Consider the following 12,500-nt stretch of genomic DNA (forward strand, 5'->3'; position numbering starts at 1 on the left):
CCCCGTACCGACAGGGTTCAGATGTGATCGTCGCGCAGATGCACCCATCCGGGGTGCCGGTCCAGGCGACTCTCGATGTCGCGGACTGCGTCGCGCGAGCGACCGAAGTGCACGTACGGGTCGCCGCCGACGCCATAGGACTGCACCCCGAGCGGCCCGCCGTATCCGAGCTCGCGCAACAGGCCCAGCAGGTGGAAGTTGTCGAACTCCCCGTCCCCGATTGGTTCGATCGTCGCGGGGAAGTAGCCGCCAGACTGCGGTCTGCTGCCGTTGGTGTTCACCATTCCGAGGTAGGGGGCTACCGACTCGAGCGTGCCCGGCAAGTCGTTTCCGTCCGCTGCGTACCAGTGGAACGCGGCGAAGGTGATGCCGAGGTCGGCCGCACCATAGCTGGAAGCGAGGCGGACCGCGTCGCTCGGACGCTCCATCCACGCGAACGTGTGCGGGTACAGCAGCAGGCGCACATCATTCGAACGAGCCCGAGCCAGCGCAGCATCCAGGAATCGGTGGGCGTCACCGTCCGCGGCAGGATCCGAGCGAGTTGCGTGCTCGTTCAGCAACGCGAGCTCGACGGTGTGTGTCGCCTCGACCGACCCGATCGTGTCCAGTGCTCGGTTCCACTCGCTGCCGTCCGGCGCCGCGACGTCGACCGTCAGGTAGATCGACGCGACGTCAAGGCCATGCTTTCCCGCGGTCTCGCCGAGCGCGGGCAGATCCGCCCACGCCGGCTCGCTCCACAGGGTCAGATTTGCGGCGTCGTATCCGAGTTCGGCCAGTATCTCGAATCGCGTGTTCAGCGGGTAGGCGCCTCCGCGGCTGTAGAACCCGACATCCATCCCCACAAGCTTGTGCGCCATCAGAGGACTCCGGCCGTTTCAGCCTCGAACCGAGTCGGCCGCGGGACAGCGGGATACTCCACCAGTTTCGGCTCCGAAGACTCGGCGGCATCGAGCACTGCACGCAGCCACCGGAAAACGAAAAGGGTTCGAGCGGTCCGGGTGCGCGGGTCAGCGCCGGCCTCCAACACCGAATGGAACTCCGCGAGCGGACGGGCGTGGAACACCGGCCCTGAGGTCGGATGATGCTCCGTCTCAGTCACGAGAGCGCCTTCGAGGTCGGAGCTCACCTGGACGGAGTTGCCTTCCCAGTCCAGCCAGTCCCACGACACCGCTCCAGCTGTGCCAGTGATCTCCACCGACGTCCGTTCCGACCCGTGGGTAGCTGCGGCCCGTTCGTACGACAGGTCCACCACAGACCGGTCAGCCAACGTCAGCCGAAAGGTTGCACCGATGTGCTGCTCTGCACGGTCCGAGTCCGCCTCGAACCTGCCGCCGGTGTGCGGGCGACCCGACCAAGCGTCACGGATCTCAACTGCCATCGGTTCGAAGATCTCATCCAGTACCGCGATATCGTACGGACCCCAGTCCATCATTACCCCACCGCCGCTAAGCGACGGATCCCGGAACCAGCTCGACTCGCTCTGGAACTCGTACCCGCTGCGTGAACGCTGCGAACGATTGATGAACTCGGCATGGTAAACCTCGCCGAGGCTCCCCTCTGCCAGCAACGCACGCACACGCTGAGTCGTCGCCACAGAACGAAACCGCGAATCGCAGCCCTCAAGCGCCCGGCCTGCCGCGTTCGCCCGCGCGGCCAGAAGTGTGGCTTCGGTTGCTGTCAACACCAACGGCTTCTCGCAAAGAACGTGGAAGCCCGCTGCAAGGGCGTCGGAGGCAAGTTCGAAGTGAGTGAACGGGGGCGTGGCGATGACAGCGATGTCATCCGATTCTCGCGTGCCGCTCAGAAGCGCGGCGATGTCCCGGTGAACGATCGCGTCAGGGAACTGCTCCACGAACGATTGGAGTGTTGCGGCGTTCGTGTCCGTGACGTGCACCTCCACCGGTTCGTTGATGACGCTGCGGTCATACGCCGCGGCGGCGTGATGTCTGGAGATCGCTCCCGCACCGATGAGGAAGACTCGTGCCATTAGATACCCTTTCGCGAAACTTTCTATGTCAGGGTACGAGCAGAGCTCCTCCGGAGTCAACGCACTGTTTGGCCACAGTTTCGAAACTCATGCCTGACACGCAGCGGGCGTATGGGAAATCGCCCCAAATACGCGGGCTAGGACTAGAAAGTGTCAGAAGCAACTTTCTAGAAAGTCTTGACAAAAAGCACAAACGCAAGTCACGCTCATTGCGAAGAGAACGAGCTCTTCCCTATTTGGAGGTCTGTTTCCCATGAAGGCACCTAAGAGAGCTGCCTTGATCGCGATCGTCTCCGCCGGCCTCTTGGTCCTCAGCGGCTGCTCCGGCAGCAGTGGCGAGTCGTCCGGTCCGATCACCCTCAACTTCTGGGGGTTCTCGTCGCTGTACAAGCCGCAGGTCGAGCAGTACGAGAAGCTCCACCCGAACATCAAGATCCAGCAGAAGATCGGTGACTACGACGCCGCGCACCAGACCCTGCTCACCGCGCTGAGCGCCGCCAAGGGCCCGGACATCGGCCAGATCGCGATCGACTACATGGCCGAATTCACCGCCACTCCGCAGGCGTTCACCGACCTGCGCACGCTCGGCGCGAACGACATCAAGGGCGACTACCTCGACTGGCGGTGGAGCGGCGGCGTAGCCAAGGACGGCACAGTCGTCGGCATCCCCACCGACGTCGGTGGGATGGCCGTCGCCTACCGCACGGACCTTTTCCAGGCGGCCGGTCTGCCGACCGACCCAAAGGCGGTGAGCGCGCTCTGGCCCACGTGGAACGACTACATCGCCACTGGCAAGAAGTACGTGGCCGCCACCGGCAAGAAGTTCATCGACAGCGGCAAGGCCATCTTCCGCGCGGCGTCGAACCAAGCCGACCTGAAGTACACCGACAAGGACGGCAAGCTCGTCTACGCGACGAACCCGGCCATCAAGCAGTCGTGGGACTACGGGGTCGAAGCCATCAACGCCGGGCTGTCCGCGAACGTCCCGACCTATTCCCCGCAGTGGAACGCGGCCCTCGCCGACGGCGGGATCTCCACGCTGATCGCGCCGGCCTGGATGCTGCTCTCGATCAAACAGCAGGCTCCCGCCACCGCGGGCAAGTGGAACATCGCCACCCTGCCTGGTGCTGCCGGGAACGACGGCGGGTCCTTCCTGGTAGTGCCCAAGCATGCCGCCCACCCGAAGGAGGCGTACGACTTCATCAAGTGGCTGGAGGCGCCGGAGCAGCAGCTCTCCCTGTTCAAGGACACCGCTGATTTCCCCGCTGTCCCGTCGCTCTACACGAACCCCGTCGTGACGAGCTACAAGGACTCGTTCTTCAGCGACGCCCCCGCCGGCCAGATCTACGTCGACAGTGTGAAGGCGTACCACGGCCACCCGGTCGGGCCGAAGGACCGTGCAATCGAGAACCAGTTCGAGAACGGTCTCGGCCGCGTGGACCAGGGCCAGCAAAGCGGTGACGCCTCCTGGCGGCAAACGCTATCGGACGCGAAGCGAGAAGCGGCCAACGGCTAGCATCTGAAACTCCTTCGGCCTCCCGACTGCGGTTCCCCCGCCCGCGGTCGGGGGGCCGTCGGGGCTCCAGTTCGTGTCGCGAAAGTTTCTCGAAGGTTCTAAGGTGAGTCTGTCCCGCCTCCGGGGCATGCGCGAGGGGAGCACCATGAGTACCGCATCGACTGACCGGGTCACGATCGCCGACATCGCGGTTGCCGCCGGGGTGTCCGTCCCCACGGTGTCGAAGGTTCTCAACGACAGGCCGGGCGTGTCGGCAACGACCCGCACTCGAATCGCGGCCCTGCTCGAGCAGCATGAGTACACACCGCGTCGGCCGACCACCACCGGCATGATCGCTGTCGTCCTGGGCGAGCTGACCAGCCCGTGGTCTGTCGCGCTTGTCGGTGCACTGGAAGAAGCCGCACACTCCAGCGGGCTCGGGATGATCCTCACCCGCATGCGTAGCAGCGTCGATGAAAGCTGGATCGACCTCATCGCCGCGCGCGCCGTCGACGGCGTCGTTTTCGGAGTCGTCGAGATGTCGGCAACGCAGAAGGCGCGTATGGAGGATCTCGGCGTCCCCTTCGTCGTCATCGACCCTCGAGTAATGCAGTCGACCGACGTTCCCACTGTTGGAATCACGCACTGGCGGGGCGCCTGGGCGGCCACCGAACACCTCGTCAACCTCGGGCATCGCCGAATCGCGATGGTCAGTGGACCGCTCGACCTGGTGTTCAGCCGTGCACGAGTCGACGGGTACCGTGCAGCGCTCTCCTCGGCCGGAATCTCCGTCCCCGATGACTACCTCGTCGAAACAGAATTCGGCTACGAAGGCGGCCGTGACGGTGCCGAACGCGTCCTCGCACTGCCGACACCGCCGTCCGCGATCTTTGCAGCCTCCGATGAACAAGCGCTCGGCGTCTATGAAGCTGCGAGAATCAACGGCCTGCGCATCCCCGAGGACCTCAGCGTCGTCGGCTTCAATGACGTGCCGATCGCCCAGTGGGCGTCCCCTCCACTCACGACAGTGCACGAGCCAATCGACGACACCGCACGCGAGTCGGTGCGAATCCTCCGCCAGATGATCGACGGTGTTCGCGTATCCGCGGCGGTCGAACTCGCGACCGAGATGGTGGTGCGTCAGAGCACCGCGCCCTTCACAAGAAACTAACGCAAGCAACTTTCGCGAAAGTCTTGACAAGTCCTTCCCGATTTGGGACTCTCGTTGAGCCGGTGCTGCCGCGCCGGCGACCGAAAGGACTTGCTCGTGTCAACGATGACCGTTGCCCGCCCCGTGCTCCTGCACGGACGGCGGGTCACCTTCCGGGAGCGGATGGCTCCTTACGTGTACATCGCCCCGTTCTTCCTGCTTTTCCTCGCATTCGGGCTCGGCCCGCTGATTTACACCGCCTGGGTCTCACTCCACAACTGGGCGCCGTTGGAAACCGATCACCCCTTCGTCGGGCTCGGCAACTACCAGGCGATGCTGGCCGACCCGCGGTTCTGGAAAGCTCTCGGAAACACTTTCTCGATCTTCCTGCTTTCCACCATCCCAGGGCTGGTTCTGGCCCTTCTGATCGCGACGGCGCTCAACAACCGCAGCCTGAAGGTCAAGACCTTCTGGCGGATGGCACTACTGGTGCCCAACGTCACCCCGCTCGTCGCCGTGACACTGGTCTTCAGCTCGATCTTCGGCCGTGACTACGGCCCGATCGCCTGGATCCTCCACGAGCTCGGACTGCCGCCGATCGACTGGGGAGCGAACCCCTGGACCACCCAGTCCGTCATCGCCCTCATGGTGATCTGGCGCTGGACCGGCTACAACGCCCTCATCTACCTCGCCGCCATGCAGGCGGTTCCCGACTCGCTCTATGAGTCGGCCGAGATCGACGGCGCAGGCCGCTGGCAAACCTTCACACAGGTGACCCTCCCGATGATCCGGCCGACCGTCCTGTTCACCGTCGTCACCTCCACCGTCGGCGGTCTCCAGATCTTCACCGAACCGTTGCTGTTCACCTCACCGACCGGCGGCAGCAACGGGCAGGGTCTGACCATGACGCTCCTGCTCTACGGACAAGCGTTCAACTCCTTCAAATTCGGATACGCGTCAGCGATCGCGATGGCGTTGCTGTTCGTCGTGCTGATGCTCGCGCTGGTGAACTTCGCGCTCGCCCGGCTGATTAGGAGCTCCTGATGACCACCACCTCCACCCGGCCCGGCACCGAAGAAGACGCCAACCGCCCGACGCCGAAACGGCCCGTCTCCCGGTCCGCCGCCAAGGCCGATCGCACAGCTAAGGACCGAAAGGTCGGCTCCCTGCGCAAGAGTCGCCGCGTCTCCTGGTTCACCTACACCGTGCTCGTCGTAGCCGTGCTGCTCGCTCTCGCGCCGCTGTACTGGATGTTCGTCGTCGGCTCCAACAGCAGCTCCGCGGTGTCCCAGTTCCCCCCGGTGTTCACGCCAGGAGGCAACTTCGGCAAGAACCTCGACATCATCAACGGAACGGTCCCGTTCGGCCGCTCGCTGATCAACAGCGCGATCGTCGCCGTCAGCGTCGCGCTGCTGCAGATCTTCTTCTGCAGCCTCGCCGGCTTCGCCTTCGCGAAGCTTCAATTCCGCGGACGCAACTGGCTGTTCGTCGCCGTCGTCGCCACGATGGCCATCCCCGGCCAGCTCGGCCTCGTCCCGATGTACATGATCATGTCCAGCCTCGGCTGGGTGGACACACTCCAAGCCCTCATCGTTCCCGGTGCCGTCTCGGCATTCGGGGTGTTCTGGATGCGGCAAGTCATCGTCGGATCCATCCCCGACGAGCTGGTGGAGGCCGGCAAGGTCGACGGCGCCTCCACGTTCCGGGTCTTCCGCTCGATCGTGCTCCCCAACATCCGCGGCTCCGCAGCCGTGTTCGGCCTGTTCGCGGCGATGTCAGCCTGGAACGACTTTCTCTGGCCGCTCGTCATCCTGAACACCCCCGACAACTTCACCTCACAGGTCGCCATCCAGCAGCTCCGCACCCAATACACGATCGACTACTCGACCGTCATGACCGGATCGGTGCTCGCCACCATCCCCCTGCTCCTCCTGTTTCTGCTCGCCGGGCGCCAGCTCGTCGCCGGGATCATGGAAGGCGCGGTCAAAGGCTGAACACACAGCCGACCCCGACTCATACGAACAATCTGAGGAGAGCCGTGACCGTTCACGACCAGCGCCAGCCTGCGCAAAACCCCCGACCCGCACACGTCGACATCGACATCGACCGGATCATCGACGACATGACCCTCGACGAGAAACTCGCCCAACTCGTCGGGCTCTGGCTGCAACTCGATGACTCTGCCGGCGACGGCGGCGACATCGCCCCCATGCAGCACGAAATGATCGCCAAAGTCGACGACTTCGACACCTTCATCCGCCACGGCGTCGGCCAACTGACCAGACCCCTCGGCAGCCAAGTCACCGGAATCGAACGGATGCTGCGCTCCGTCGAACGAGTGCAGCAGGAAATCGAATCCAACAACCGATTCGCCATCCCCGCGCTCGTCCACGAAGAAATCCTCACGGGCCTCCAACTCAACGGAGCGACCACCTACCCCACATCCCTCGCCTGGGGCGCAACGTGGAACCCCGACCTCATCGGCCAGATGGGGCAACAGATCGGCCAGTCGATGAGCGCCCTGGGTATCCACCTCGGCCTCGCGCCCGTCCTCGATGTCATCCGCGACCCACGCTGGGGCCGAGTCGAAGAATGCATCGGCGAAGACCCATACCTCGTCGGAGCAATCGGCACCCAATACGTTCAAGGCGTCCAATCCGCCGGCGTCGGAGCAACACTCAAACACTTCCTCGGGTACTCCGGATCACAAGCCGGACGGAACCTCGCCCCAGTCCACGCAGGACGCAGAGAAGTCCTGGAAACCTTCTCTGTTCCCTTCGAAATGGCCGTACGCCTCGCCCAGCCCGAAGCCGTCATGCACTCATACGCAGAAATCGACGGAGTCCCAGTGGCCGCCGACCCCGAACTGCTCACCGAACTGCTCCGCAACACCTGGGGGTTCAACGGCACGGTCGTCGCCGACTACTTCGGCGTCGCCTTCCTCAAGAACCTCCACGACATCGCAGCCGACCACGGAGAAGCAGCAGTCCTCGCACTCCACGCCGGCGTCGACGTCGAACTCCCCACCGGGAACGACTACCTCGAGCCCCTCGCCGAAGCAGTCCGTGAAGGACGCATCCCCGAGGACGAGGTCAACCGGTCGGTGCGACGCGTCCTCGAACAGAAGCTCCGACTCGGAGTGTTCGAGTCGAGGATCGAACCGGGACCCGTCGAACTCGACCCCCCGGCGGCGCGAGCGGTCGCTGCTGAGCTGGGTGAGCAGTCTGTCGTGCTTCTGACGAATGAGCGTCAGGTGCTGCCGCTGCCGGCGCTGGCGTCGATTGCGGTTGTCGGTCCGAACGCGGACGCCAGTGAGGCGCTGCTGGGCAACTACTCGTTCACGAACCATGTGGATGTGCCGGCGGGAACCCCGTTGGGGATCGAACTGCCGACGGTGCTGGAGAGGGTCCGTCAGGAGTTCCCGGACGGCCGGGTCACTTTCGCGCCGGGAACGACTGTGCGGGCGCAGGAGCAGACGGATGAGGAGGCTGCGCTCGGCATCGCCGCTGCGGTCGCGGCCGCTAAAGCCGCGGATGTTTGTGTGGCTGTTGTCGGGGACCGCGCTGGCCTGTTCGGACGTGGCACTGTCGGGGAAGGCAGCGACACGGAGGAGCTGGAGTTGCCCGGTCGGCAGCGGGATCTGGTGGATGCGCTGATCGCCACTGGAACACCTGTTGTTGTTGTGCTGGTGACGGGCCGACCCTACCCGGTCGGTCAGTGGAAGGAGTCCGCAGCAGCGCTGGTTCAGGCGTTCTTCCCGGGCGAGGAGGGCGCTGCGGCGATCGCGGGTGTTCTCAGCGGTCGGGTCAACCCGAGTGGTCGTCTCCCGGTCAGCATGCCGAAGAACGCGGGTGGTCAGCCGTACACGTACCGTCATCCGCGGCTGGGAGGCGCGAACCCTGTCTCGAACATCGACCCGGCGCCGGCGTTCCCGTTCGGGCATGGCCTGTCGTACACCACGTTCCGTCACAGCGAGGTGCACGTGGAAGCGGCCACTCCGGCGGACACGTCATCAACGGTGACCGTGTCGTGCAGCGTGGAGAACGTGGGCGCTCGCGCAGGCGCTGACGTGGTCCAGCTGTACGTGCGGGACACCGCCGCGTCCGTCACGCGTCCGTTGCGTCAGCTGGTCGGCTGGGCGCGCGTTGATCTGGAGCCGGGCGAGCGTGCCCGACTGGTCTTCACTGTTCCGGCTGACCGGTTGGCGCTTGTGGGCAGGGATCTGCGATGGCAGGTCGAGCCGGGCGAGTTCGTGTTCACGGTGGCTCCGTCGGCTACCGCTGACGGCCTGTCCGGTTCCGTCGTGCTGGGCGGTGACGTTCGGGAGACCGGCCCGGCGCGTGAGCTGGTGACCGATGTTCGGGTGGCGTACGTTCCGGATGCCGTCCTTGCGGAGCTGTGACCGTGCGGTTCGGGGCCAGCTACTACCACGAGTATCAACCAGACGAGCGGTTGGAAACCGACCTCGATCTGATGGTCGCCGCTGGCTTCACCACCATCCGTGTCGGTGAGTCGACGTGGGCGTCCTATGAGCCCACCGACGGTGAGATCTCCTTCGCTGCTTTGGAACGGGTGGTCGACGCGGCTTACGAACGCGGGCTGGAGGTGATCGTCGGAACTCCGACGTATGCGATCCCTCCGTGGCTGGCTCGTGCCCATCCGGAGGTGATGGCTGTCCTCGCCGACGGTCGCCCCGTCCCGTACGGCGGTCGTCAGAACGTCGACTTCACCAATCCAACCTTCCGCCGTTACGCCGAGCGGATCATCCGCGCGATGGGCGACGCGTTCGGGAACCGCCCGGGCGTGATCGGCTTCCAGGTCGACAACGAGATCGGTGTGTATCGGTTGGCCGGGGACGCCGTAATCAACCGGTTCCGGCAGCATGTCGAGGAACGATTCGGGGATGTGGACAGCGTCAACGAGAAGTGGGGCCTCACCTACTGGAGTCAACGGCTGTCGTCATTCGACGACTTGTGGGGGCCGGAGGGCAACACCAACCCGGGGTACGCCCTGGAATGGGCACGATTCCAGGCCACGCTCACCGTCGATTTCCTCACATGGCAACGCGACATCTTGCGGGAGCATGTCGCCGCGGACCAGTTCATCTTCCACGACACCGTCGGCGGTGACAGCCTGGCCAGCACCGCTCTTCGCCCGATTGCGGAGGCGTTGGACCACACCGCGGTCAACGTCTACCTCCCGATGCAGAGAGCGCTCGAACGGCCGCAAGCCCCGGATGAGTTCACCACAGGGTTGGCCCCGTGGTGGCTTCTTGACGCTGGCCCGTCGGTTCCGCAGTGGAAAGCCGACCTCGCGTACAGCCTGCGCGGGCCGCGCGGATCCGCATTCGCGGTCACCGAAGCTCAGGCCGGTTCAATCGGCGCACAGGCAACCCACGTGCCGCCGTTTCCCGGCCAGCTGCGCTTGCTCGCGTACCTGTTCGCGTCTCGTGGTGCAGACCTGCTCGCGTACTGGCATTGGCACACGCTCCATTACGGTGCAGAAACGTTCTGGGGCGGTGTCCTCGGACACGACCTGGAGCCCGGCCGGATCTACCGAGAGGTGGCCGAGCTAGGCGCGGAGCTTCGCGAACTCACCCCCAAGCTTGAAGGCGCTGTGCCTGATGCGGACATCGCAGTGCTGTACTCACGAGACTCATTGCAGGCGTTGGAGTTCGACCCGATGCTTCTCGTCCCCGGCACGGCGCAGCCTGATGTGCACAGCTACCACCGGGTGTTCATGCGGATGTACAACGCCGCCGTCGACGACGGATTCCAAGTCCGTGTCGTCCACCCGGACTCCGACTGGTCCGGGGAGAAGGTACTGCTCGTTCCTGCACTTTACGTTGCGGACGAAACCCTGCTTCAACGCTTGGTCGAGCACGCCGCCAATGGGGCCCATGTTCTTCTCACGTTCCGTTCGGGTTACGCGGACGAATGGGTTCGAGCCCGTTGGGAATCAGCGCCGGGTCTGCTGCGCGACGCGGTGGGCGCGTCGTACCAGGAGTCATCGACGATCATCGGGTCACGGCGCCTGACATCCACCCCTTCCGCGGACGCACCTGCCTTGACCCTGCCTGCGGAAGCGTACGCGGAGGCATGGATGGACCTCCTCGTCCCCGAGGAGGCCGAGGTCCTCGCCAGCGTCGACGACCCGTTCCTGGGCGCATACGCGGCGATCACCAGCAACAGGGTGGGACAAGGACGGATGACCTGGGTTGGAGTCCTTCCCGATCAGGATTCGATGTCCGTCCTGGTGCGGTGGGCGCTTTCTGAGCGAGGCAGCGACCCGGTCGCGGACTGGTGGGCTGAGCGCCCGAAGAGCGTGAATGTCACCAGTGTGCGCAGCCCGGAGGGTGCACGAATCTGGTTCGTCTCCAACAGCAGTTGGGAAGGGGCAGCCCTGCCTGTGCCCTCCGGCGTCGGATTTACCGACACTCGAACAGGCGCGATCGTTTCCGGCTTCCTCACCCTCGGATCGTGGTCCAGCATCGTCCTCACCCAGCGGTGAGCAATCGTTGATGTCACAGGAAAACCAACGTACTTGCGGTGCGGCGTCGCCATCCGATGGCGGGCGCCGCCTGGCTCAACGGACATCCGGTCGCATCGCCAGGTAGGCCTCGATGGCGGCCATCTTGCCGTGCACAGTGAATCGGAAGCTCGAAACGGCCTCGGCCGTGTCGACGACCGCGTCGAGCGCTTCGACGAGTCGATGCCGGAAGACCTGGAACGGCTCGTACCACTCGCAGTCCCAGTGGAAGTGGGGCACGAACAGTGCGGAGTTCTGCATCGAGAGGAGGGCTTTCTGTTAGCTCGGGAAGCCAGACGACGTGCGCGCAGCGTTGGCGGGCTCCCAGTCGGAAGCGACCGGTGCCGTTGACGCGCGGCGAATCAGTTCCGGCTCGAACAGCAGTTCGCCGTTCTCCACTGGCCGGCGGTGGACCATCCGAGTGAGCAGTGCCACGACCGCTTGCGAGAGCCGGTCAATCGGCTGGCGGAGGGTCGTCAGTGGTGGTTCGACGAAATCCAGAGGAAGCGCGTCGTCGTATCCGATCACCGACAGTTCGGCAGGCACGGAGATGCCCCGCCTCCGGGCAGCACGAATCACCCCCAGGGCCATCTCGTCGCTCGCTGCCACGATTGCGGTGACCCCACGACCGAGGAGCGTCTCGGTCGCAGCGTAGCCTCCTTCAGTCGAGTACTCGGTGTGAACGATGGGGCACGAGTCGGCTGCTGCGAGGCCGCCGACGTCCTGTACGCCGCGGAGGAAGCCGCGCGCGCGTCGATCGCTCGGGCGGTTGCCGATCGGGCCTGCGGCGAGTCCGATGCGCCGGTGGCCGAGGGACCACAGGTGGTCGACGGCGATCCGCGCGGCGACATCGTCGTTGGTCGACAGGGTCGGTGAAGGCACGCGCGGAAACGCCCCGTTGATGCACACGAACGGGATTTCGCGCATCGCCAGAAGGTTGGGCACGGAGGGGTCGGCCTCGTCGAGGGTGTTGCTCGCGGAGACGAAGACGGCGCCCACGATTCCGAGGTCGGCCATCGCCGCGATGAAGTCGAATTCCTGCGAGCTTCCACCCGGGGCAGACGCGATCACCCCCCTGAAGCCCTGAGTGTTGAGTCCTTCACCGAGGCGCTCGCACAGCTGGGCAAAGAACGGATCGGTCAATCCGGGTGTGATCAGAAGGACGACGTTCGATGTCGATGCTTTTGAATATCCGACGCGGCGCATGGCATCTTCCACCGTCTTGCGGGTGGTGGGAGCAACGATGCCCCGGTTATTGATGACCCTGCTGACCGTCGCTTCGCTGACTCCGGCTGCTTCCGCGACGTCGCTGATGCCGACGCGTGCCATGGTGGCCCCCG

Annotated in this window: 10 protein-coding genes; 6 read left to right on the top strand and 4 right to left on the bottom strand. The window is 64.8% G+C overall.

The features are described from left to right. Positions 1-17: 17 nt before the first annotated feature. Positions 18-857 carry a sugar phosphate isomerase/epimerase family protein gene (locus ABH923_RS14545; protein WP_370056099.1) on the bottom strand — a complete coding sequence of 280 codons (840 nt, stop codon included), beginning with the start codon at positions 855-857 and terminating at the stop codon, positions 18-20. Then, complete coding sequence (locus tag ABH923_RS14550; protein WP_370056100.1) at positions 857-1,987, bottom strand: Gfo/Idh/MocA family protein; 1,131 nt, start codon at positions 1,985-1,987, stop codon at positions 857-859. Before ABH923_RS14550 ends, ABH923_RS14545 begins: the two co-directional genes overlap by 1 nt. 277 nt (positions 1,988-2,264) lie before the next feature. Here ABH923_RS14550 and ABH923_RS14555 point away from each other — a divergent pair, with 277 nt between their 5' ends. The 6 genes from ABH923_RS14555 to ABH923_RS14580 all read left to right on the top strand — a co-directional run bounded on the left by ABH923_RS14555 (position 2,265) and on the right by ABH923_RS14580 (position 11,142). Next, entirely contained in the window at positions 2,265-3,503 is a 1,239-nt protein-coding gene (locus ABH923_RS14555) for an extracellular solute-binding protein (RefSeq protein WP_370056101.1), read from the top strand. Positions 3,504-3,648: 145 nt separating this feature from the next. Further along, the gene (locus tag ABH923_RS14560) at positions 3,649-4,653 is read left to right on the top strand and encodes a LacI family DNA-binding transcriptional regulator (protein ID WP_370056102.1); all 1,005 of its coding nucleotides are present in this window, start codon (positions 3,649-3,651) and stop codon (positions 4,651-4,653) included. 105 nt (positions 4,654-4,758) lie between these two features. Further along, positions 4,759-5,676: a carbohydrate ABC transporter permease gene (locus ABH923_RS14565; protein WP_370057373.1), complete on the top strand. Its 918-nt coding sequence runs from the start codon at positions 4,759-4,761 to the stop codon at positions 5,674-5,676. Next, a complete protein-coding gene (locus ABH923_RS14570; RefSeq protein WP_370056103.1) occupies positions 5,676-6,626 on the top strand; it encodes a carbohydrate ABC transporter permease in 951 nt (316 codons plus the stop codon). The genes ABH923_RS14565 and ABH923_RS14570 overlap by 1 nt, the downstream gene beginning before the upstream one ends. A gap of 44 nt (positions 6,627-6,670) precedes the next feature. Next, positions 6,671-9,034 (top strand): glycoside hydrolase family 3 N-terminal domain-containing protein, encoded by a 2,364-nt coding sequence (locus ABH923_RS14575; RefSeq protein ID WP_370056104.1) that lies wholly within the window; start codon positions 6,671-6,673, stop codon positions 9,032-9,034. Next, positions 9,031-11,142 (top strand): beta-galactosidase, encoded by a 2,112-nt coding sequence (locus ABH923_RS14580; RefSeq protein ID WP_370056105.1) that lies wholly within the window; start codon positions 9,031-9,033, stop codon positions 11,140-11,142. Before ABH923_RS14575 ends, ABH923_RS14580 begins: the two co-directional genes overlap by 4 nt. Before the next feature lie 75 nt (positions 11,143-11,217). Here ABH923_RS14580 and ABH923_RS14585 read toward each other — a convergent pair whose 3' ends face one another. Together ABH923_RS14585 and ABH923_RS14590 are read right to left on the bottom strand one after the other, a co-directional pair. Further along, positions 11,218-11,421: a hypothetical protein gene (locus ABH923_RS14585; RefSeq protein ID WP_370056106.1), complete on the bottom strand. Its 204-nt coding sequence runs from the start codon at positions 11,419-11,421 to the stop codon at positions 11,218-11,220. A gap of 18 nt (positions 11,422-11,439) precedes the next feature. Continuing rightward, complete coding sequence (locus tag ABH923_RS14590; protein ID WP_370056107.1) at positions 11,440-12,489, bottom strand: LacI family DNA-binding transcriptional regulator; 1,050 nt, start codon at positions 12,487-12,489, stop codon at positions 11,440-11,442. Positions 12,490-12,500 lie beyond the last annotated feature (11 nt).

The sequence above is a fragment of the Leifsonia sp. EB41 genome (genome assembly GCF_041262565.1).
In the GTDB taxonomy this organism is placed as follows: Bacteria; Actinomycetota; Actinomycetes; order Actinomycetales; family Microbacteriaceae; genus Leifsonia.

What these genes read in the sequence shown, in the direction of transcription:
- ABH923_RS14545 (WP_370056099.1), bottom strand. Translation starts at nt 857, where the DNA reads ATGGCGCACAAGCTTGTGGGGATGGATGTCGGGTTCTACAGCCGCGGA.
- ABH923_RS14550 (WP_370056100.1), bottom strand. Translation starts at nt 1,987, where the DNA reads ATGGCACGAGTCTTCCTCATCGGTGCGGGAGCGATCTCCAGACATCAC.
- ABH923_RS14560 (WP_370056102.1), top strand. Translation starts at nt 3,649, where the DNA reads ATGAGTACCGCATCGACTGACCGGGTCACGATCGCCGACATCGCGGTT.
- ABH923_RS14565 (WP_370057373.1), top strand. Translation starts at nt 4,759, where the DNA reads ATGACCGTTGCCCGCCCCGTGCTCCTGCACGGACGGCGGGTCACCTTC.
- ABH923_RS14570 (WP_370056103.1), top strand. Translation starts at nt 5,676, where the DNA reads ATGACCACCACCTCCACCCGGCCCGGCACCGAAGAAGACGCCAACCGC.
- ABH923_RS14585 (WP_370056106.1), bottom strand. Translation starts at nt 11,421, where the DNA reads ATGCAGAACTCCGCACTGTTCGTGCCCCACTTCCACTGGGACTGCGAG.
- ABH923_RS14590 (WP_370056107.1), bottom strand. Translation starts at nt 12,489, where the DNA reads ATGGCACGCGTCGGCATCAGCGACGTCGCGGAAGCAGCCGGAGTCAGC.